Source organism: Polaribacter sp. 11A2H (assembly GCF_011379025.1).
Lineage (GTDB): Bacteria > Bacteroidota > Bacteroidia > Flavobacteriales > Flavobacteriaceae > Polaribacter.
Genome location: NZ_WTLD01000001.1, coordinates 246,965 through 269,820 on the forward strand (window position 1 = coordinate 246,965; position 22,856 = coordinate 269,820).

The 22,856-nt window shown below is 29.6% G+C and carries 16 protein-coding genes; 3 read left to right on the plus strand and 13 right to left on the minus strand.

Annotated elements, in window-relative coordinates:
* The 10 genes from GQS58_RS01140 to uvrA form a co-directional block, all read right to left on the minus strand.
* Positions 1–846, minus strand: a complete 846-nt coding sequence (locus tag GQS58_RS01140; RefSeq protein WP_166382025.1) for a metallophosphoesterase — start codon at positions 844–846, stop codon at positions 1–3.
* A 4-nt stretch (positions 847–850) separates the two neighbouring features.
* Complete coding sequence (locus tag GQS58_RS01145; protein WP_166382027.1) at positions 851–2,872, minus strand: histidine kinase; 2,022 nt, start codon at positions 2,870–2,872, stop codon at positions 851–853.
* Positions 2,873–3,058: 186 nt separating this feature from the next.
* Positions 3,059–4,153, minus strand: coding sequence for a hypothetical protein (locus GQS58_RS01150; RefSeq protein WP_166382029.1), 1,095 nt, complete (start codon positions 4,151–4,153; stop codon positions 3,059–3,061).
* Between the two features lie 104 nt (positions 4,154–4,257).
* A complete protein-coding gene (locus GQS58_RS01155; RefSeq protein ID WP_205860350.1) occupies positions 4,258–4,611 on the minus strand; it encodes a DUF6686 family protein in 354 nt (117 codons plus the stop codon).
* A gap of 11 nt (positions 4,612–4,622) precedes the next feature.
* Positions 4,623–6,815: a PepSY domain-containing protein gene (locus tag GQS58_RS01160; RefSeq protein ID WP_205860351.1), complete on the minus strand. Its 2,193-nt coding sequence runs from the start codon at positions 6,813–6,815 to the stop codon at positions 4,623–4,625.
* Between the two features lie 10 nt (positions 6,816–6,825).
* On the minus strand, positions 6,826–7,317 hold the full coding sequence (locus GQS58_RS01165) for a DUF2271 domain-containing protein (protein ID WP_166382031.1): 492 nt from the start codon (positions 7,315–7,317) through the stop codon (positions 6,826–6,828).
* Between the two features lie 7 nt (positions 7,318–7,324).
* On the minus strand, positions 7,325–8,824 hold the full coding sequence (locus GQS58_RS01170) for an ankyrin repeat domain-containing protein (RefSeq protein ID WP_166382033.1): 1,500 nt from the start codon (positions 8,822–8,824) through the stop codon (positions 7,325–7,327).
* On the minus strand, positions 8,821–9,729 hold the full coding sequence (locus tag GQS58_RS01175; RefSeq protein WP_166382035.1) for a DUF6607 family protein: 909 nt from the start codon (positions 9,727–9,729) through the stop codon (positions 8,821–8,823). Before GQS58_RS01175 ends, GQS58_RS01170 begins: the two co-directional genes overlap by 4 nt.
* Before the next feature lie 503 nt (positions 9,730–10,232).
* Positions 10,233–11,345: a MauE/DoxX family redox-associated membrane protein gene (locus GQS58_RS01180; RefSeq protein WP_166382037.1), complete on the minus strand. Its 1,113-nt coding sequence runs from the start codon at positions 11,343–11,345 to the stop codon at positions 10,233–10,235.
* 352 nt (positions 11,346–11,697) lie between these two features.
* A complete protein-coding gene (gene uvrA, locus GQS58_RS01185; protein ID WP_166382039.1) occupies positions 11,698–14,490 on the minus strand; it encodes an excinuclease ABC subunit UvrA in 2,793 nt (930 codons plus the stop codon).
* Positions 14,491–14,707: 217 nt separating this feature from the next.
* On the opposite strand from uvrA, the gene GQS58_RS01190 reads away from it, so the two are divergent.
* Both GQS58_RS01190 and GQS58_RS01195 read left to right on the plus strand, forming a co-directional pair.
* Positions 14,708–15,292 carry an RNA polymerase sigma factor gene (locus tag GQS58_RS01190; RefSeq protein ID WP_205860352.1) on the plus strand — a complete coding sequence of 195 codons (585 nt, stop codon included), beginning with the start codon at positions 14,708–14,710 and terminating at the stop codon, positions 15,290–15,292.
* A gap of 304 nt (positions 15,293–15,596) precedes the next feature.
* On the plus strand, positions 15,597–16,223 hold the full coding sequence (locus GQS58_RS01195) for an SDR family oxidoreductase (RefSeq protein ID WP_166382043.1): 627 nt from the start codon (positions 15,597–15,599) through the stop codon (positions 16,221–16,223).
* A gap of 145 nt (positions 16,224–16,368) precedes the next feature.
* Here GQS58_RS01195 and GQS58_RS01200 read toward each other — a convergent pair whose 3' ends face one another.
* Complete coding sequence (locus tag GQS58_RS01200) at positions 16,369–17,022, minus strand: endonuclease III domain-containing protein (RefSeq protein ID WP_166382045.1); 654 nt, start codon at positions 17,020–17,022, stop codon at positions 16,369–16,371.
* An 873-nt stretch (positions 17,023–17,895) separates the two neighbouring features.
* On the opposite strand from GQS58_RS01200, the gene bcp reads away from it, so the two are divergent.
* Complete coding sequence (bcp, locus tag GQS58_RS01205; RefSeq protein ID WP_165730456.1) at positions 17,896–18,348, plus strand: thioredoxin-dependent thiol peroxidase; 453 nt, start codon at positions 17,896–17,898, stop codon at positions 18,346–18,348.
* A gap of 81 nt (positions 18,349–18,429) precedes the next feature.
* Here the strand turns inward: bcp and GQS58_RS01210 are convergent, their stop codons facing one another.
* Positions 18,430–20,820, minus strand: coding sequence for a carboxypeptidase-like regulatory domain-containing protein (locus GQS58_RS01210; RefSeq protein WP_205860353.1), 2,391 nt, complete (start codon positions 20,818–20,820; stop codon positions 18,430–18,432).
* A gap of 64 nt (positions 20,821–20,884) precedes the next feature.
* Complete coding sequence (locus GQS58_RS01215; RefSeq protein ID WP_166382049.1) at positions 20,885–22,588, minus strand: M23 family metallopeptidase; 1,704 nt, start codon at positions 22,586–22,588, stop codon at positions 20,885–20,887.
* Positions 22,589–22,856: the final 268 nt, after the last annotated feature.

Here is a 22,856-nt window from a genome sequence, read left to right on the forward strand (position 1 = left end):
TTATGCTTCTTCTTCTAATTCAAAAATGGTTATTTCTGGTCTTACATTTAATCTTACTTGGTATAAATTTCCGAGTGCTCTATTTATATATAAAGTTCTTCCATCATACAAGTCAAATTGACCAGAGGAGTATCTTTTGTTTTCTACCGGTAGAATAGGTGGGTTTAAAAAAGGAGGTTTTACTTGTCCTCCGTGTGTGTGTCCAGACAAAATCCATCCTTTATAATTATTCCAAACATTTAAGTCGCAAACATCTGGGTTATGGCATAGAACTACATTTGCTTTTTTAGAATCGTACCTATTCATAACATTTACAGGATTAAAATTAGAACCCCAATAATCATCAATACCAAGAAAATTTAAACCATTAAAACTAATTTCATCGTTTCTTAGAATAGTAATGTTTTTTCGATCTAAAATATTAGATATAGTATCTGCAACCTTTGGTTCTAACCAATTAATACCATAGTCATGATTTCCTAAAACCCCTGCAGTTCCTAGTTTTCCGTTTACGGCATATTTAAAAACTTCTTCTAATTGATTAAATTGTTCTGATGTTTCATAAGATACAAAATCGCCCGTATACACTACAAAATCAGGATTGTAAAGACTTGCTTTTTTAAAAGAATCAATAATATATTTACGATCAAATTTATTTCCCACATGAACATCACTAATTTGCATTAATGTTTTTCCTATTAAGTTTTTTGGTAAATTTTTAATGGGCATTTTTACGTGTACAAATTCCAACCAAAAAGGTTCTATTTGCCAAGAATAAAGTCCGCCCACAATACTTGCTCCAATTCCTGTAAGTACAGTGTTTTTTATAAATTTTCTTCTTTCCATTTTTTTAGTAATCTGTTTTTAGTGGAATCTTAAACCCAACTTTTGTTCCTTTTATTTCATTTTGTACTTTTATTTCTTCAATAGAAAATGAGTTATACTTCGATAAATGCTGAATCCGCCCTTTAGTAACTTCTAATGCTACAGATTGATGATTCGATTTCAATTTTTCTTTTTTAGATTGATGAAAACCAATTCCGTTATCTTCTATTGTAAAATGTAAGAATCTATTTCTTACTTCAAAAAGAAGTTTAATTTTTGCATCAGTTTTATTAGGCTGAAAAGCGTGTTTAATACAGTTTTCTACAAAAGGTTGTAATAACATTGGCGGAATTAAAATTTCTTCTGCATCGATATTATTTAAGGAAGTTTCAATGTGATACTCAAAAGATTTTGAATTCATGTTTTGTTCTAAATCTAAATAGTTTTTTAAAGTATCTATTTCATCTTGTAAGCTAATTTCTTCTAAACGAGAGTTGTTTAAAACACTTCTTAAAAGGACTGAAAATTGTGAAATTGTCTTATTTAATTCTTTAGAGTTTCCAGAATTACCAAGCGCTTTTATTCCGTTTAAAACATTAAAAATAAAATGCGGATTCATTTGTAACTGTAAAGCTTTCTGTTCTAAAGTTAGTAAATGATTTTTTACTTTTAAAGTATCCATTTTTTGCTGATTTTTTTTATTCAGCTTTCTTGTATATAGCTCAACAAAAAGCGCTAAAAGCAGACATAAAATGGCTCCACATAATATTATAAACCATGCTTTTTGATAAATAGGTGTTTCAATAAAAAATGAAAAAGTTATTTTTTTACTAAGCAAACTACCTTCTTTAGATTGCACTACAAATTGATAGTTGCCTGCTTTTAAATTTGCAAAATCAACTTTATTTTGAGAACTCCAAGGCGTAAAGTCATTGTTTAATAGGTAACGGTATTCGATGTTTTTTGGGTTCTTTAAATCTATTGTTTTAAAAGAAAATGAAATGTTATTTTCATTTGGTTTTAAGGCTAGCTTTGTTTGGTTTAAAGAATCTATTAATTTATAATTAACAGCAACACTTTCTATAAACACTTTTGGATTAATCGTTGGTATCTCAGTACTATATTTGTACAAACCGTTGTTTATACTTCCTACCCAAATAGACTTTTGCTTGTCTTTAAAAACAGTGTTTACTTGGCTGGAAATAGCTGTGTTGTATTTGTTTATTTTTCTTTTAAAAATGTAGGTGTTGGCTTCTAAAACATCAATGCCATTTTTATTGGAGGTTACCCAAATTTCATCATTTAACTTTCTAATAGATGAAATTTTTTCTAAAGTAGAAATACTTTTAATAATGGTATTCTCATTAAAAATTTTTAATTTATTAGTAGCTGTTGCTGCAATTAAATAATTGTTATTTAATAAAAGAGAAGTGGTATTTTCTTGTATAATTTTATCAGCTTTTAAAGGTTTGTATAACTTGTCTAAACTCCATAAACCTTTTATAGAAGCTATATAAATGGTGTTATTCTTAGAAATAATATCATTAATAATAGAAAAATCTATTTGAGTGTTTATTTCTAAAGGTTGTATGTAATTTTCTTTTAATTCACAAACACCTTGTAAAGTAGCTAAAATAATTTTATTATGAATCGATCTTATTTTTAAGATTTCTTTACACTCAAAAAAGGTAGATGTATTATTTTGAAGGACCAAAAGCCCGTTTTTTAACCCGATATAAATTTTATCTTTTTCAATAAAAATACAACTTACTTTTTCTTGCTTGTAGTTGGTGAAATTTACACCATCAAATTTTGAGTATCCTTTATCGGTTGCAATCCATAAATAGCCTATTTCGTCTTGATTAATATCATTTATAGTGGTTGATGGTAATCCATCTGAAATAGAGAAGTTTTGTAAATTAAGATTTTGAGAATGTGTGGAGTTTATCAGAAAAAAAATAAGAAAAAACATTAAAATTAGCAGGTTTCCACTTATTCTCCTTTCAGAATGACGTTGTGAATATAAAATTGTAAATAATATTTTCATGATTACAAACTTACTAATTTAAACGTCATTACTTTATTTTAAATTTTTTGTAATAACGTTTAATGGTTAAAATATTTTCCTTCATTTTTTAGCTCAAGACCTTTAAAATTGTAATTGCTATGTAATGGAAATCTAAAATACAACGTTTTTTAATTTCTAAAAACGTTGTATTTTACAGTTTCTATTTTAATTTATAGCATACAAACGTTTGTTATTTGTATCTGGTGCTACGTGTTCTAATTCTCCATACGGTTTAATTAAAGGCTTTAAAACCACCAAGCCTGTTGTTCTACCTCTAATAATTAAAGTACTGTTTTTTCTACTCCAGGTCCATCTATATTTATCTAACGGAATGTTATAATTGTTCATTTCTACCATTAATTCATCGTTTTGTTCAATCCAATCCATCACTTCTCTTTCTGAAGTAAATATTGGCATTTCATTGTCTGTGTTGTGGTAACCAAATTCCCATTTAATGGGTATAGCAAACTGTGTTGTATATGCTTCACCAATATATCTTTCTTCTTCATTATTTAAAGCATCATACCAATTAATGTCTTTTATTTCTGGATATTTATTCGCAATTTCTTTAGATAAATCTATTTTTCCTGGAGAATGAGCTGTAGGATAAAACACATAATAAGGTTGTGCTAAATAATAGTTAGAAAATTTACCGCTAAAAATAGTGTAATATGGAGATGCAATTACTTTAGGTAATGTTTGCGCAGATAAAGCATCTTTTAGCGTTTTTAATAGGGCTTTATTTTCGACTAATCCAGAAGCATGAAAAACTATTCTGGTATCATTATTAACTACATTTTTTAGCGTTGGTAATGTACCTTGTTTAATTGTTTTTCTTAAAGTTTCTGCGGTAATTTTATCACCTTTAACAATGGTTTCTAGATTCATACCTTTATAAGGATTGCTTTTATTTACAATATGAACATCACCATAAGGGTTTCCGTTGTCATTTTTATTTAGCCAAACAATTATTTCTTCTAAAGAATACTGGCCGTCTATTATTTTGATGTTTTTTTCTTCAAAATAACTTCTAGCATTTGCATAATAGGTTTCATCACCTACATCAAAACCTGCAATAAAAACAATTGGTGCTCTAGAGGCAACTTTTACGGTAGATTCTTTTGCAATAGGAGTAACGTTGTTTGCTAGAATAACAGCTTTATTTTCTTTTATTATTTTCTTATTATCACAACTGATAAACGGACTGCTCAATAAAATTATACCTGCTGCAAATACTGATTTTTTTAATATAGTTTTCATGATTTCTACGTTTTTAAGTGTTAATACACTGTAAAAGTAGAGGTGAAGTAGAGGTTAATTTTACGGGTTTTAGAATCCGTTGCTTATGAATTAGAATTCGTGTTTTAATTCAAGATTAAACTATAATCAATATCTGTAGTAGTTATCATTTTACTTTTATTGCCGGTGTTAATGCCTAAAAGTATTTTTAATTCTTCAATTTCATAAGAGTCAAAAACCAACACTAAATTCTGATGAAAAGTTGGCACCGGTATTTTTCTTCTTTGTGTTGTGTTTGCACTATAATCAAGCCAATAATTAACATCTATTTCGGCAACATAATCTCTAAACTTATTCAGTTGTTCTTTATCAAACTGAAAAAATATATTATTAAAAATAAGGTTATAATTATTACAATCTTTACAAATTGATATTTCTCCGTTTTTAACGCTGGATATTATTCTAGATTTTTGACACATTTTATTAATTTTTAGTAACAGTCAGTTTTTATTTGATTGTTTTCTTTAAATTTATCTAATGAAGATTGTAAATGTTTTTCAGAAATTTCTTCTAATATTTTAGTAACACCTTTTAACATGGATATAGATCCGCAAATCATAATTAGATTTCCGTTATTTAATGTATTGGCAATTAACGCTCCATGATTTGCTATTAAATCCTGAACATATATTTTCTCTTTTCCCTCTTGAGAATATGTGTCATAAAATGAGTTTAGGTGTTTGTTTTCTAAAGCAGTATGAATATTCTTTTTATAGATTTCAATAGATTCTTTTGTTCTTCCTCCCCAAAATAAATGGACTTTCGTTTTAGATTTATTTTGATGAATCATACCTAAAAAAGGTGCAATTCCGGTTCCATTGGCAATTAAAATAACTTCTTTTGTTTTCTTCGGAAGATGAAAAGCCGCATTCCTTTGAATGTTAGCAACCATTTTATCATCTTTCTGTAAAGAGTTAAAATAGGTAGAACAAAGTCCTAATTCATGTTTTTTAATGCTTAATAGAATGGTATTGTTAATTTTAGCAATTGAATACAAGCGACTTCTTGTTTCGTTTTTAGGAGTAATAGCAAGTAAGTCTCCAGATTCGAATTTTGTTTTTTTAGTCGGTTTTAATTCAATTAAAAAAGTTTGATCAATATTAATGTTCGTTTTACTTATAACTTTAAATTCTTGCTGTTTTTTCTTAGAGTTTAAAAGACTTTCTTGAGTTATGGTAAGTTCCATTTTATAAAAAGAATTCCATGCTTTAACCCATTTGTCAAAATCAGAAAAAGATTGGTTATCTATTTTAGAAAGCGGCAAAACAGGAACAAATTTTTCTTGGACTTGTAAATTAGCATGTACCAAAATAGCATACTTACAATATTGGGTATATTCTTTAGAACCAAAACCAACTACAGAAAAGTTTAAAACATTTTGTGGCTGTATTTTTGTAATTTTTTCAATGAATTTGTTTGCGTTTATAGGTGCTTCTCCTTCACCATAAGTTGCAGCGAATATAATAATGTTGGTTGCTTTTTTATAGGTTGTATATTGGTTTAATTCTGATAAAAAAACTGTTTTACCATTGCTAATTAAAGCATTGTAAAATACAGTTGCAAAATTAAATGTACTTCCTGTTTCCGAACCTACAAGAATAATATATTCGGCTTGGTCTTTGTTAAATTTATTTTTAATTAACGTCGTAGTTTTTTTTCTTTTTAAAGTCATGACAAAACCAGAATAGATAAAAAATAAAATAGCAAAACAAGAAAAAAGTAAAACGATAGACCATATAATAGAACCTTTCCCTGTATGAAGTAATAAGCTGTAATAGGCAGCAAATGCAACTAAAGGCTGTTTTTTTATACTTATAACTTGCCCTGTAATTTGATTTACCGCTACTTCTTTATCATTTAGCTTTACGTAATAATAATCTTCTTCATCTTTAGAAAAAGGGAATTCTATTTTTAGAACTTCATTTAATTTTGTTGCTTTAAAAAACTCAAAAGTAGCATTGTTTACTGTCGTGTTTTTTGAAGTTATTTCTATATGTTTACTGTTATCTTTTGGCAATACAGAAAAACGATCTAGAGATAAATAAACCCCTGTTAGTGTAATTATTATAATAGGTATTAGAGTGTATTTACCAATAATTATATGGTAATATTGATTAAAATTTTCTTGTACAATTTTAGAAAATAATTTAGAAAACCCACCTTGTCTTTTTGCAATTAAAATAACACCTGTTACACTAATTAAAAAAAGCAGAAAAGAAACAAAACCAATAATAAACCTACCTGTCGATTTTAAAAATAAAGAACGATGTAAATTAGTTGCAAATACAAAAATTGGTTTTTTTTCTAAAAGCTCACCAACTTTCTCACCCGTTTTTGGGTTGATATAAAAAGTATCACTTTTGCCATTTTTTAAAACAACATTTGCCGCTACAAAACTATTTTTATCAATTTCTAAAGTAATAACTTCATCATAATTTTTTTGTAAAACAGCCACAGTTTCAGAAATAGAAATAGTATCAATATTTACAACATTATAAGGATTTAGTTTGTCAGAAATTGGTTCAAAAGCTAAAATAATACCAGTTATAGAAGCTAATAGAATAAATAAAGCAGAAGATATAGCCAAGGTTAAATGGCTATATCTCCAAATAGAAATCGTCATATATAATTTTTTATTGTGGCATAATTCTTATATAACGAATAAACCCTTTTCCTTCAATTTTAGATTTAACGTTTTCAGATGTTAATTCAAATTCCACATCATCTTTGTAGTATTCCTGGTTTTCAACAGAAGTTTCAAAACGGATTTTATAACCCGCATTTATTTTACTGTCATCAATTTTTATAACACTTATAGCGCGTTCTCCACCACTAATAGTTGCTCCTGTAACGGCATCTATGTCTGTACGTTTTGTTCCTTGAAACTTCCACCATTCAGTAAGGTTAGAGTACCATTCATCATCGTCTCCTAAAACATTTAGAGTTTCTTCATATTCTCCATCAGAATTTAGTAATGAAATTACAATATAGGCACCTTCACCAGTATAATTTGTTAACTGAATCATACATTTATATGAACTTGTTTCACTACTCTTAAAACTAAATAACACAAATGCAATTGCAATTATTAATGGTGTTATTTTAAATATATTTTTAGTTTTCATTTTTTTATTATTTTAAAAAGTTAATATCCGTTTTTTCTAATAATTCGTTCTCAGAAGCTAAATCGTAAGTAGATTCTTCAAAATCGGTTTGTATATTTTTATCGGCTCCAATACTTAATAAATATTCCATAATTTTAGTATCCTTAGATTTCATAGCAGCTAAATGAAGTACCGTATACCCTTCGGCATTTTTTGTATTTATATCTATACCGTAAGAATTTACTTCTTTTAATAAATTGATATTTTCTTTATCTAATGCAATATGAAATAACGTATTGTTACCACCTTGAAGTTCATTTAATTTTACACCATTTTTAAGAAGTAAGTCCTTTTTTGAATCAAAATCATCATTTCTTTTTTCGTTGAAGCTGTTAATTAAATAATACGCTAAAGTATTTCCGTCTTCATCAGTTACATTTAAGTCAGATTTTTGATTAATTAAATATGCTACAACGTTACTAGAATTATTTTTCACGGCGATTGAAAGTGCAGAATTTCCTTTTTTATTTACATGATTAGGGTATGCTGTTTTTTCTGATAAAAAAGTAACAACTTCTAAAGAATTTCTACTTGCTGCATTTATTAGAGGTGTATTTCCTTGCTTATCAGCAAGATTAACATCTACATTTTTGCTTAAAAAATAATTAAAAGTAGCTAAGTCTTTATTTCCTGAAGCTAAAAAGTGTAGTGCATTCTGTCCTTCCTTATTTACAACATTTGCATCCAGCCCCAGACTGTTTAAATATTTTAAAAAGGCTAAAGAATTGTAACCTCCACGACCACCTTTTGTAGCTAATAAAAGAGCATTTTCACCATTTTTATTTAAGTTTTTATAAGGTAATTCTTTGGCTATTAATAAGGCTAGCAGTTCTTTATTTCCTTTTTTAGCAACATAATTAAAAGCACCGTTTCCATCATTATCAGTGCTGTTTATAGACAATCCTTTTGATGTGAAATAATCTAATAAATCTAAATTTTTTAATGAAGGAAGTAATAAAAGTAAAGCATTTGCTCCGTTTCCGTTGGTATCAGTTGTTATATCTATTCCGTTTTCTATAAATAAATCATAGATTTTAGTATTCGTATTTCCTGCATTTGCAGCATACGTTAATGGAGAAGATTGATGAGAATCTTTAAGGTTTAAATTTGCTCCGTTTTTAATTAAAAAAGCCGTCAGTTCTAAATTATCTACATAAGCAGCCCAAAAAACATACGTTCTCTTATCATGTGTAATTTTATTAACGCCATTTCCTTCTTTAGAAAGTAAATGTTTAATGGTTTCATTTGGCGCTTTTTGCAAAATGGCATAGGTTACACCATCAAAACCGCGATTGTTTATTTCACTTGGGTTGTTCCCTTCTGCTATTTTTTGTTCAATAATTTTTACGCTTGGGTTGGTGCCCCAAAAATCTCTATCTAAAAATATATTTGATTGTTTTTGTTGTGCTACAGATACTGTGCTTATAAATAATATTGCTACGAGTACTACTAGTTTAATTTTTTTCATTTTTTATTTTTTACGAATGATTCTATTATTGTGTTAATTTCTTCTTTTTTTGTTATTTCATCAGAAAATAAATGTTTGTATAATTCTTTAAATTCTACTTTTGTTTCTAATAATAAGTCTGTATTTCTACCATAAACTTCGTTCCATTTGTTTCTAACTAATTGCCATTTGTCGTTTTTAGTTTTCCACCAATCTGCAGACGCTTTACATTTACTATCTGCAACCCTTACATAGGTGTTATATCCTTTTTCTTTAGCTAAAACAACATCTTCTTTTCCTTCTTTTCTAATAATTTTACTGTTGTCTTGATCATGTACCCAACCGTAATTGGTAATTTCATGTCTATTACCTCTTAAAGTAATGTTGTAATCGCTTCTTTTGGTGTATTCTCTTCTTGGTAGAGGTGCTGTAGTTTCGTTTTCCCAATAATTTTTTCCGTCTACATGAACCCAAGTACCAGAACCTTCATAACGCGGACTATCATCTACTTGATACACTTTTTGTGTCCATTGTTTTTTAACTTTTTTTTTGTCTTTCTGTTCAAAAATCCAGTTGTTGTCTCCGTTATACGTATAAAAATATGTGTTTTCAAATAACCAATCTTGTCGCCAATGTTTTATAATCATCGGTTTGTCTGGGTTACCAACTTGTAGTAAATGCTGAATTGATATTTTGTTATTACTATCTTCTATTAAACCTGCCCACTCTAAAGCTTTATCAACTTTATTTTTAGAAGGTTTATAAGTAGAATCGTTACTGTAATTAAAAGTTTCTGCAAAATTGAAGGTAACTTCAAAACATCCACACATTTTTTTTATAGCATTTTGATCTTTTGTTTTTTTGCTTTGTGCATTTATAGAAATGGATACAAAAAGTAGTAACGTACTTAATAATAATTTGGTCATTTTTAAAATTTTGGTTTTAAAGAGTTTTGACAAAAATATGAATTTTATTTAGACTGAATAAGAATAAGATGTGTATTTATTTAAAATTATTAAGAATGTTTCTAAATAATTAAATTGCATTATTATTATTACAGACGTTTTCTTTGACTATTTTTAGTCAAGAGAGAAAAAAAGATTCAACAAAATTATGGTTTTAGATGAGGTTGTGGTTACAAGGTGATACAGTGCGTAATCTGTAAATAAGTCAGTACGCAATGTTACGGTTATCTAAAAAACACAAATAGAGAGTCTGGTAGCAAATAATTTAGACGGTTTATTACTCTTTAATTTAGATTTAACAATTGAATCAAGTTATCAAACCAGAAAATTTACGATTTCTTTCTTCGGATTAGGCGCTCAATATTTTAATATTTTGTTTGATACTATTCCGTTAGTAAGTGATAATGGTTTGGGTAAGATAGATTTAGCACAGATTAATTTAGATGAAAGTTTAAACGGCTTTTTTACTCCTTAATAACTTTGTTGTAATTTACCAATTGGGTTAAACCTTCTTTTTTAGGGTCTTTAGCAAAAGAACATAAATAATGATCTAAATATTCGATGGCTCTGTCTTCTGGATAGAACAAAACCTTATTGTCTTGTTTAGACCATTCTATTACATTTATATAGGTTTTACCTTGGTAAACTCTATAAAAATCTTGAACATTTTCTGGTAATTTTTCCTTTAATTCATCATCTAAATACACAATATAGTATTTTAAATCTGCTGTAAAAAAATGGAATGATAACAAATTATCGTAAAAGCCAGTTAGGTTATTTGCTAATGGTAAAAACATTGTAAAAACCAATACAGCTATTTTTTGTTTGTTGAAAAACTGTAAGAAAAACGCTAATGCATTTGATGTTTTTAAAGTCCAAAAAATGATAAATACACTTAACATGTTCTGAATATTCCAAGGCACAACATTGTAACCATAACCTAAATAGAATAATAGAAACGTAATTGTTCCGTGCATGCATAGAATAAAAACAACTCCGAATTTTCTTGTTTTATTAAAGAGCAATAAAACGCCCATTAAAGCTTCTAGCCAGGGAACTGCATAGGTAAAAGCAACTAAAAACCACTGTGGTAAAAAACTAAAGTGCTTGTTAATAGCGCTTAACCATTGTATGTAAAAAGCTTCATTTAATTTCTGAATTCCGCTCCAAAAATAGGTAGCGAAAAAGATAAGAATGATAGCATATAATATTTTTCTTGGATTTGCTTTTCTGCTGAAAATTTCTATCGCAAAAATGGTTAAGAAACTTTGATAGAAGTAGGGCTGTAGTCTGTTTTGATCTGCGAGTGCTAAAAAGAGATAGAGCGCAAGAACAGTAAAACCTTGCCACCTTTTATTCTGAAAAATGTAGACAACTTGAATTAAGAAAAAGAATCCGGCTAAAATATAATCGAACGGATAAACAAATGTTGGTAGCCAATCGAACAACGGAATTAAAGGAAACACTTTTGTGGTAACCCATAATTTTGGCGCATACACCATCATTATTAAAACCGCAAGTATTGCAAGGATTCTTACCCAATTTATTTTCTGTTTGTCTGTTAGATTTGTAATCATCTTATGCTATTTTTTTTACCAGACCTCACAGGTTTTAAAAACCTGTGAGGTCTTTTAACTATCTATTTTATTTTCTACCACTTGTCATTTCGAAATGAGCTTTTTAGCGATTGAGAAATCTCATCATTATAATGTTTCGAGATTCCTCCTCATCCTTCGCTAAAAATGACAAACATACTTTAACGATATCATTTAGTTGGCAAACAAGTTTAGCCCTGATTGAAACGGCATCCTTTTTATAGCTTTTATAAATAAGCATCTTTCTTCAATTAAGAGATTGCCACAGTTTACAAAAAAGTAAACTTCGCAATGACAGCTATAAAAAGATACAGTGAAAAGCAGGAAATAGCTTCTAATAAATCAACTTTTCCGCCAAATATTTAGCGGTATAAGATTCCTTATTTCTTGCTAAATCTTCTGGAGTTCCCTGAAAAATAAGGTTTCCACCATTTTTACCACCTTCTAAACCTAAATCTATAATATAATCTGCACACTTAATTAACTCAATATTATGTTCTATGACGATAATGGAATGCCCTTTGTCGATTAAAGCATTAAATGACGCCAATAATTTTTTAATATCATGAAAATGTAAGCCTGTTGTAGGTTCATCAAAAATAAACAATGCCTTGTCTTTGGTGTTTCCTTTTACCAAAAACGACGCTAATTTTATACGCTGCGCTTCTCCACCAGAAAGGGTAGAAGAGGACTGACCTAATTTTACATAACCCAAACCAACATCTTGCAAAGGCTTTAATTTACTGGCAATTTTAGGAACTAAATTTTCCGAGAAAAAAGCAACAGCATCATCGATGGTTAAGTTTAAAATATCATCAATAGATTTTCCGTCGAACTTAACTTCTAAAACTTCTTTCTTAAAGCGTTTTCCGTTACAAACATCGCATTCTAAATGCACATCTGCCATAAATTGCATTTCTATAGTAACTTCTCCTTCTCCTTTACAAACTTCGCAACGACCGCCTTCTACGTTAAAAGAAAAGTGTTTTGGTTTGTAGTTTCTGATGCCAGATAATTTCTGATTAGAAAACAGTGCTCTAATATCATCATAAGCCTTAATATAGGTTACGGGATTAGAACGAGAAGAACGCCCAATAGGGTTTTGGTCGATAAACTCGACGTGTTTTAAAGTGTCAAAATCACCAATAACATCTGTATGCTGACCGACTTTCTCTCCGTGACCAATCAGTTTTTTTTGCATTGTTGGGTACAAAATACTTTTAACCAACGTACTTTTTCCGGAACCAGAAACGCCGGTAATTACAGATAAACAATTTAGCGGAAATGTAACATCTACATTTTTTAAATTGTTTTCTCTTGCACCAATAATTTGAATGCTATTTCTAGAAGTTCTACGCTTTGTAGGAACTTCAATTTTTAATTCTTCGTTTAAATATTTTGCCGTTAATGAGTCAGATTTTAAGATATCGTTGAAGTTTCCTTCGGCAACTACGTGGCCTCCAAAAGTTCCGGCTTCCGGACCAATATCTATAATATAATCGGCCTCTCGCATAATATCTTCATCGTGTTCTACCACAACAACCGTGTTTCCTAAATCTCGTAAATCTTTTAAAACACCAATCAATCTTTCGGTATCTTTTGGATGCAAACCAATACTCGGTTCATCTAAAATATACATAGAACCTACTAAAGAACTTCCAAGAGAAGTTGCCAAATTAATACGCTGACTTTCACCTCCAGAAAGTGTGTTAGATGTTCTGTTGATGGTTAAATAAGACAAGCCAACATCGGTTAAAAACAACAAACGATTGTTGATTTCCGTTAACAAACGTTTTCCTATTTTTTCTTCGTATTTATCTAGTTTGATGTTCTTAAAAAACGGAGCCAATTCATCTAACGGAAGCGTTACTAAATCGGATATTGTCTTATCATTTATTTTTACAAAATTAGTTTCGTGTCGCAAACGTTTTCCGTTACAAGACGTACATTTTGTTTTTCCGCGATAGCGAGAAAGCATTACTCTATTCTGAATTTTATAACTTTTTTCTTCCAACACAGTAAAGAAATGATGAATTCCGTTGAATGATTTATTACCATTCCAAACTAATTCTTTTTGTTCTTCTGTAAGCTCGAACCAAGGTTTGTGAATAGGAATGTCAAACTGATACGCAACATCTATTAAGTCTTCTTTATAATGTATGTAAGAAGGTGTTTTAAACGGAAAAATACAATCTTCCATTATTGATAAACCCGTATTTGGTATCACTAAGTCTTCATCAATACCAATGACGTTTCCATATCCTTCACAAGTTGGGCAAGCACCATACGGATTGTTAAAACTGAATAAATGTGTGTTGGGTTCTAAAAAAGACATGCCATCTAAATCGAATTTATTACTAAATTCTGCGACTTTATTATCTGCTAAATTTTCTATAAAACAAATGCCTTTTCCTTCAAAAAAAGCAGTCTGAATGGAATCTGCTAATCGATTGTAAAAATCTTCATTGTCTTTGGTTACAATTCTATCTACTACTAAATATAAAGGTTCATTTTTAAAATCCGCTTGCGGAAAATCTGCAATTCTATAAACAGTATCATTCCATTTTAAACGTGCATATCCTTGTTGTTCTAAAACCTGTAAAACAGTTTTTAGATCGCGGTTTTCATCAATAGAAATAGGTGCTAATAATAACAGTTTTGTTTTCTCATCAAACTCTTTTACAAAATTAACAACATCAGAAACCGTATCTTTTTTAACTTCTTTACCAGAAATAGGCGAGAAGGTTCTACCAATTCTTGCGTATAATAATTTTATATAATCGTAAATTTCTGTTGAGGTACCTACGGTAGAACGTGGGTTTGTAGAATTCACTTTTTGCTCAATAGCAATTGCAGGTGCAATACCTTTAATATAATCTACTTTTGGCTTGTGCAATTTTCCTAAAAACTGACGCGCATACGAACTTAAACTCTCTACATAACGTCTTTGACCCTCTGCATATAGCGTATCAAAAGCTAAAGATGACTTTCCAGAACCAGAAAGACCTGTAATTACCACCAATTTATTTCTCGGTATAACTACATCTATGTTCTTTAGGTTGTGGAGTCTAGCTCCTTTAATTATAATATTTTCTTTCGGGTTTACTTTAGAAATGTCAGTCTTCATTTATGAAAAATATAAGCTATAAAAATACCTTTTTTTTAAACCATTATAAAACAAATGTGAATGAATTTTGCTGAAATATTTGTTGAATTGAAAAATAATAATGATATTTGAATCTCATAAGCATCACTAAATTAGCTGCATATACCTAAAAAACTACTTTTAAATTATTAATTTAATATAAAAAAGAAGAGCAACTTGTTCTTCAAAGGTAGTTATGATGGAAAAAAACTCAATTACAGATAGTCTTTTAGTAACCGATTACATTAAAGGTGATGAAGCTGCTTTAGCGGTTTTAATTAAAAGACATCAACAAAGACTGTTTAGCTTTATTTATAGTAAAGTTAAAGATAGAGATATTACAGAAGACGTTTTTCAAGACACATTTATAAAAGTTATTAGAACTCTAAAAAAAGGAACCTATAATGAGGAAGGTAAATTTTTACCTTGGGTTATGAGAATTGCTCATAATTTGGTGATAGATCATTTTAGAAAAACAAATAGAATGCCTTCTTTTAAAAATACAAATGAATTTGATATTTTTTCTGTGTTAGGAGATGGAAACCTAAATGCTGAAAAACAAATTATAAAAGATCAGATACATACAGATGTTAGAGAGCTTATAAACGAATTACCAGAAGAACAAAAAGAGGTTTTGATAATGCGTATGTATAAAGATATGAGTTTTAAAGAAATTAGCGAAAATACTGGTGTTAGCATTAATACAGCATTGGGTAGAATGCGCTATGCACTTATAAACATGCGCAAGTTAATAGAGAAGCATAAAATTATTTTAGTAGATTAACAATAAAAGAAAAAAGATGTCGTTAGTTGTTTATAACCAATTTATTAAATAAACTATATGATGCAACTTTACTCTAAAAAGCCTTCTAATTTACAGATGCAACCTACACAAGAAACAATTCAACTTTTGATTAATTTTTCCAAATCGCTAACTTTTGTAAAAACCAAATCTAAAGACTTCATTGAATTGAATTTGAATTAAGAGAGGAAAAAGCTTCAACTAACGTTGGAGCTTTTTTTTGTATGCATTCTTTTTTAGACGATATGAGGTAAAATACTTTCTGGTTTTTACGGAACTTGCAGTCATGGAAAATATATTAGTAGCAGGTGCAAATGGTACCACAGGAAAAAAGATAGTAAACTTATTACAAAAATCACAATATTTTAATCCAATTGCTATGGTTCGTAAAGAGAGTCAGAAAAAGCAATTTGAAGATGAAAATGTAACAACTATTTTAGCAGATTTAGAAAAGGACGTTTCATTTACAACAGAAAATATTGATAAAATTATTTTCGCTGCTGGTTCTGGTGGTAAAAAAGTAGTTGCCGTAGATCAAGAAGGCGCCAAGAAGTTAATAGATGCTGGTAAGCGTACAAAAGTTAAAAAGTTTGTAATGTTAAGTTCTATGGGAGCCGATAACCCAGAAAGTTCAGACACGCTTAAAGATTACTTAAAGGCAAAACAAAATGCAGATACTTATTTAAGAGAAAGTAATATGCCTTATTCTATTGTTAGACCAGGAGCCTTAAATAATGAAAAAGGAAAGGGTAAAATAGAATTGAGTAGTAAATTAAATAAATCGGGTGAAATTAGTAGAGATGATGTTGCACAAACTTTGGTGCATGCTTTACATGATACTGCAGCGGTTAATAATACTTTTGAAATAATAGCAGGAGAAATATTAATAGGTGAAGCAATACCTAGTGCATAAACTCCTTTTAGATCTAAATGAGGTTGTCTAAAAGTAATAAATCTTGTCGTTTTGAACTTATTTAAGTATTTTAACTTGCTGAATTACAGTTTTAAAAAGAATCTGAAATAAATTCAGATTGACAAATAATTACTTTTTAGACAACCTAATTTTTTTTATGATATTCGTCTAAAACTGTTTTTCTACCAACAGTACTTGTAATAATATCTTTGTCTAAATCCCAACCACGTGCCGGAGAATATTCACGTCCGTACCAAATAATTTGCAAATGTAAATCGTTCCATAATTCTCTAGGAAATAAACGTTTTGCATCTTTTTCTGTTTGTGCAACACTTTTTCCGTTGCTTAAATTCCAGCGATACATCAACCTTAAAATATGAGTATCTACCGGAAAAGCGGGGACACCAAAAGCCTGACTCATAACTACACTTGCCGTTTTATGCCCCACAGCAGGTAATTCTTCTAGACCTTCAAAACTTTGCGGAACTTCACCATTGTATTTATCAATTAAAATATGAGATAAACCATGTATCCCTTTGCTTTTCATTGGCGATAAACCACAAGGACGAATAATTTCTTTAATTTCTTCTACGGTCATTTTTACCATATCAAAAGGATTATCCGCTTTAGCAAACAATAAAGGCGTAATTTTATTTACTCTTACATCTGTACATTGTGCAGAAAGTAAAACAGCAATTAATAAGGTATACGGGTCTTTATGATCTAAAGGAATAGGTATTTCCGGATATTTTTCTTCAAGTGTATCAATTACAAATTGTACTTTTTCTTGTTTGGTCATTTTTTTGAGTTGCAAAGTTTACAAGTTGCAAATTTACAAAGTTCTAGTTGAAACTTTATTTTTTTTTATGAATTAACTTTTAGATTGAAAAACACTTCGACAAGCTCAGTGTGACGTTAGAGATTTTTATTGTGTTTGGTGCTAGTTTGATCATATTTTAGATTTAAACTCACTTTTTTTATTAATGATACTAAAGAACAATGTATCTATAATATGTCAGTCTGAGCTTGTCGATGACTGTTTTGAATGCACTTCGACAAGCTCAGTGTGACATTTAGAGTTTTAATTGGGACCATTCTTAACTTGATACTGTTTTAGTTTTTAATTCAATTTTTTGTTAATCTTTCGCAAGAACAATGTATCTATAATATGTCAGTCTGAGCTTGTCGAAGACTGTTTTGGATGCACCTCGACAAGTTCATTGTGACATTTAGAGTTTTAATTGGGAGCAGTGCCAATTTGATCATATTTTAGATTTAAACTCACTTTTTTTATTAATGATACTAAAGAATAATTTATCTATTATATTTCAGTCGGAGCTTGTCGAAGACTATTTTGGGTGCACTTCGACAAGCTCAGTGTGACATTTGGAGTTTTAATTGTGTTTGGTGCTAATTTGATCATATTTTAGATTTAAACTCACTTTTTTGTTAATTATACTAAATAAACATTTATCTATTATATATCAGTTTGAGCTTGTCGAAGACTATTTTAAAAGCACTTCTTCAATCTCAGTGTGACATTAGAAATTTTTATTGATTTATAGTTGATTAGAATGAAAGCATAAATACAGATTTACTTTTTATTAAGCTATCGACTTTAAACTTGAAGAAAACTTTGTTACTTTGTATCTTTGTAATAAAAATAATTAAAATGACATCACTAAAAATAGGAGATAATGCTCCACAGTTTGAAGCAAAAGACAATGCTGGAAATACCATTAAGCTTTCTGATTATGCAGGTAAAAAGTTAGTGTTATTCTTTTATCCAAAAGCAAGTACACCAGGTTGTACTAATGAGGCGTGTGATTTACGCGACAACTATCAATCTTTTTTAGCAAAAGGATATGATGTTTTAGGCGTAAGTGCAGATTCAGAAAAAAGACAGCAAAATTTTATCAATAAAAACGAATTGCCTTTTCCGCTTTTAGCGGATGAAGATAAAGCTGTAATTGAAGCTTTTAATGTTTGGGGGCCAAAGAAGTTTATGGGGAAAGAATATGATGGAATTCACAGAACAACTTTTGTAATAGATGAAAAAGGAGTAATTGAAGATATTATATTAAAAGTGAAAACAAAAGCACACGCTGCTCAGATTTTAGATTAAAAAAAATGTTATTACTAGTAACGAAGCTATCTGCATAGAAAAAGATTGCTTCGTTACTTGTAAAGATATAAAATTTTTGATTTAAAATTTCATGCCAACCTTAAAGTTTAAAACTCTAGCAGTCATGTAATTTGGTATGCCGAATTGTGTTTTAGAGTATACATCTCTTACCCAAGTGTTGGTAATTGAGTTTTGAATATCAAACATATTAAAAAGCTCTAAACCTGCGGATAATTCTTTAAATTTAGACAACCAACCCGTTTCATATTGTTTATTCGCATCTACAAAAATATAAGAAACTCCTAAATCTGCACGTTTATAATCTCTTAAACGACTTTGATATTGGTATACATCTGCATAAGAAGGAGAACCTCCAGGAACACCTGTATTGTACACCAAGTTTAAGTATGCTTTTAGGTTTGGTAAATTAGGAACATAATCTTGAAAAAGAATTCCGAATTTGATACGTTGGTCAGAAGGTCTTGCAATATAACCTCGGTTATCAATATTTTCTTCGGTTTTTAAATATCCTAAGCTTACCCAACTTTCACTACCCGGAACAAACTCGCCATTTAAGCGAACATCCAATCCGGTTGCATACGCTTTTGTAACATTGTCTGCTCTATAACGAATTCTAACATTGTCAATAGAGTAAGCGTTTACATCAGATAAATCTTTGTAATACAATTCTGTGGTTAGTTTAAATGGTCTGTCCCACATATCAAAACTATAATCCATTCCTGTAACTAAGTGAATCGATTTTTGCGCTTTTACATCTACATTAATATCACCATTAAAATCTCTTAACTCTCTGTAAGAAGGTGGTTGAGAATACCATCCGCCAGAAATTCGAAACAGCATATCCTTATCCCAGTTTGGTTTGATCGCAAATTGACCTCTAGGACTAATAATGGTCTGGTTTTTAGATTCGATACCGTTTCCTGTAACAGACCAACCTTGAGCTCTAAGCCCTAAGTTGTAAAAAACTTCATGCTCGTTCCAAAAAGAACGTTGGTTAAATTGTACAAAGGCAGAGAGTCTATTAATGGCAACGTTATTATCTTTTCTGATGTTTTGATATGGCGTTATTTCACCTTCAAAAGGTTCGTACGGTTGATTGTTAGAAGTATGATACGGAGGTCTTATGGAAAAACCTAAAGAATCGATCATTTCCCATTCTCTAATACGATCTCTAATGTCTTCTTTTTGATATTTTGCTCCAAAATTCCATTGTATATCATCTTTCTTGATCGTTCCTTTTATTTGAATATTGGTAATTACGGCATCTAAATCGTTACGAGCATGGTTTAATTGTGAGCCAATTCCTTGAGAGAAATCTACTTCACCAAAATTTTCTGATCCAATATTGGCATCAACTTCACCTAAATTATATGCTGCAGCAATATCAAAATGTTCTTCTTCTTGTGTGTTGTATCTAGATGCGGTTGCTGTTAATGTAAAATCTTCATTCACCTTATAATCCGCAGAAAATGCACCAAACATCGTTAAATATTTATCTTGCTCTTGCCCTGAATAAAAAACGATTAATTCTAACGGATCTGCAACCGTACCAAAACGTGTTCTTCTAGATATCGGTTGATAATTATAATCGTTTAAAGAAAAATTCCCTAGAAAGTTTAATGTAAATTTTTCTGAAAATTCATAAGATAAATAGGTTTGTACGTCTGTAAATTGTGGTCTAAAATTAGTTTCAATTTGTTTACTATTTACAAATAAGCTATTGTCTCTATATCTAACACCTGTAATGGTGCTTAGTTTTTTATTTAGAAAATTTCCCTCAAAAGTAACGCTTGCACCTAGCAGACTTGCATCTATTGTAGTAGCCGTTTCTGTAGGTTTTTTGTAGGTAATATCTAAAACAGATGATAATTTATCTCCGTATTTTGCTTGAAATCCACCAGCAGAAAAATTAATATTCTGCACCATATTCGAGTTGATAAAACTTAAGCCTTCTTGCTGACCAGATCTAATTAAAAAAGGTCTGTAGATTTCAATTCCGTTTACATAGACCAAGTTTTCATCAAAATTACCACCTCTAACATTGTATTGCGTACTTAATTCGTTGTTATTACTAACACCAGGTAAAGTCATTAATACGTTTTCTACACCCGCATTAGGTCCAATTACATTTTTAACAACAGCAACATCAATCTTCTGTATACCTTGGGCATTTCTTACGTTGTCTTTAATTACAATTTCTTTTAACTCTTCTGTTTTTGAAGAAAGAATAACGGAGTAACGGACACCATTTCTACTGTTTCCAATATAATTTTTAGTAAAAGTTCTATAAGCTAAATGGCTAAAAACTAATGTAATTTCTTCTTTATATGGAATTCTCATCGAGTAGTTTCCATTTTTATCTGTGGTGGTACCAACGTTGTTGTACTTTATGGAAACTTTTTCTATAGGTTGTTTGTCCTTATCATTAACAGTTCCTTTAAGAATTGTCATTTTTTGAGCAAAAGTACAGAAAGGTAGAAAGCATAAAAAGAGTAATATTTTTTTCACGTAGTTTTTAGTTTACTTGTTTTTTAAAGAACGTTGTAGAAAAGGTATTGGTATTTCCAACATTGTCTGAGACTACAATTTTAAAGATATGTTTGCTACCAACCAATTTTTTATCACTAAAGTTATAGGTTAATATTCTTTTTTTATGATTGTATTCCATTAAAATCCATTCATCATTAAGCGTTGCTCTGTAATTTTTAATTCCAGAACCGATATCAGAAATTTTAACTTTTATGGTTTTTCTTTTAGAAATCCATTGGTTGTCTTTAAAGTATAATACGTTTACTTTTGGTTTATGAGTATCAGACATTAAAGCATAATTGCCCAAAGTTTTTGTTGTGGTATAAAATGTACTGTCTTTTTTTCTGGTATATTGAAACCTTGGGTATTTAGCGTTTTTTACATTTGCTATATAAAGTTGTTTTTTTTCTGCTTCAGAATATTTAGAAACATTAAAAGTTAACGTAAAATTTTTAGCTAAAGGAATGGTAGGTGTATGAATTTTAGCAACGCCTTTATCAACTTTAAAATCTAAATATAGGTCTTCGTAAAATGTGTTCTTAGGAAAAGCAACAGTTACATTATCTTCTGTAAATTTATAAAAGTTTTTAGCAACTATTTTATAGGCAGTAGTATCTGCTGGTTGCATAAAGATTGTATTATTTTCTGTACCGGCAATTGGTATTTTTAAATAGCTTGCATTGCCTTTATAGTCTTTTGCAATAATTTCTATGTTGTAATTTAGTCCGTTTAAAATATCTAACTTACCGTTATTAACTAAGTCTTTATAAATAGAAAGTTTATTTACATCATCCTTATAGGTTTTTTGATACTTCTTTTTATATTTTATATAATGCGGATAATCTATAAGTAGATTGATGAATTTACTTTCTGGAAAAGAAAATGTTTCTACATCATGATAATAAAAACGTTTTCCGTTTACAAGCATTTCTAAACTGAATATTCCATTTTTATTGGTTGCTTTGTCCAGTCTATCAAACACATTTACACCAAAACCAATGGCGCCAGAAGCAGTGATTTTACCGACTTTATATTGTCCTTTTTCTATACTATTTAAAGAAATAACAGTGCTTTTATTTTTATTATTAATTCTAGCATTGCTGTTTAATGGATAAATTTTTAAATCCTGAAAAAGAGGTGGGTTTGTATCAATAGGATTCAACCCAAAAAACAACGGATTGATGATGTGTTCTGTGGCAGTATCTCTTATTTCGTAGTGTAGATGAGGTCCACCAGAACTACCTGTATCGCCAGAAAAAGCAATAACTTCTCCTTTTTTTATAGGAAATTGATTGGGTTTAAAAAACAAGTTTCCAGTTTCATAATTTTCTTTTTTGTATTGTATTGCTTTTACATACTCTTGTATTTTATCAGCATATTTACTTATGTGTGCATATACTGTTGTAAACCCGTTTGGGTGGGTAATATAAATAGCTTTACCAAAACCAAATTGAGCAACTTTTATTCTAGAAATATAACCATCTGCTGCTGCATATATTTTTAGTCCTTCTCTTCCTTGGGTTTTTATATCTACTCCAGAATGAAAGTGATTGCTTCTTAATTCACCAAAAGTACCTGCTAAAATAGTAGGGATACCTAAAGGGTTTCTAAAATAGTCTTTTGGGTACTTTTCTTGTGAATGACCAAAAAAAGCAGCTAATAAGGTGAATAAGAATAGGGTTTGTCTCAAAATGAAAATATTTTCTACAAAAATAGTGAAAATCATTTTTGGGTTAAAGAATTCATCTTTAGTTTTTTAATAAAATAAGTTATTGAAGTTAACTTAATGATTAATACCGCTGTACTAAAAGGCTTAAGAAATAAGACGCTCTTAATTAAAGGTTTTAGCAGTTTTTGTATTTAAAAAAAATGTTTAATTAAAAATATTTCTTTTGACAATCCCTTTATTAATAATAGGTTTTACGTAATTTTTAAATGATGCTCTTGCTTTTTTGAAA

Coding starts and splice junctions, on each gene's coding strand:
- GQS58_RS01170 (WP_166382033.1), bottom strand. CDS start 8,824: ATGAAAAAAATTAAACTAGTAGTACTCGTAGCAATATTATTTATAAGC.
- GQS58_RS01155 (WP_205860350.1), bottom strand. CDS start 4,611: ATGTGTCAAAAATCTAGAATAATATCCAGCGTTAAAAACGGAGAAATA.
- GQS58_RS01150 (WP_166382029.1), bottom strand. CDS start 4,153: ATGAAAACTATATTAAAAAAATCAGTATTTGCAGCAGGTATAATTTTA.
- GQS58_RS01175 (WP_166382035.1), bottom strand. CDS start 9,729: ATGACCAAATTATTATTAAGTACGTTACTACTTTTTGTATCCATTTCT.
- bcp (WP_165730456.1), top strand. CDS start 17,896: ATGACATCACTAAAAATAGGAGATAATGCTCCACAGTTTGAAGCAAAA.
- GQS58_RS01200 (WP_166382045.1), bottom strand. CDS start 17,022: ATGACCAAACAAGAAAAAGTACAATTTGTAATTGATACACTTGAAGAA.
- GQS58_RS01140 (WP_166382025.1), bottom strand. CDS start 846: ATGGAAAGAAGAAAATTTATAAAAAACACTGTACTTACAGGAATTGGA.
- GQS58_RS01180 (WP_166382037.1), bottom strand. CDS start 11,345: ATGATTACAAATCTAACAGACAAACAGAAAATAAATTGGGTAAGAATC.
- GQS58_RS01145 (WP_166382027.1), bottom strand. CDS start 2,872: ATGAAAATATTATTTACAATTTTATATTCACAACGTCATTCTGAAAGG.
- uvrA (WP_166382039.1), bottom strand. CDS start 14,490: ATGAAGACTGACATTTCTAAAGTAAACCCGAAAGAAAATATTATAATT.
- GQS58_RS01165 (WP_166382031.1), bottom strand. CDS start 7,317: ATGAAAACTAAAAATATATTTAAAATAACACCATTAATAATTGCAATT.
- GQS58_RS01190 (WP_205860352.1), top strand. CDS start 14,708: ATGGAAAAAAACTCAATTACAGATAGTCTTTTAGTAACCGATTACATT.
- GQS58_RS01160 (WP_205860351.1), bottom strand. CDS start 6,815: ATGACGATTTCTATTTGGAGATATAGCCATTTAACCTTGGCTATATCT.
- GQS58_RS01195 (WP_166382043.1), top strand. CDS start 15,597: ATGGAAAATATATTAGTAGCAGGTGCAAATGGTACCACAGGAAAAAAG.
- GQS58_RS01210 (WP_205860353.1), bottom strand. CDS start 20,820: ATGACAATTCTTAAAGGAACTGTTAATGATAAGGACAAACAACCTATA.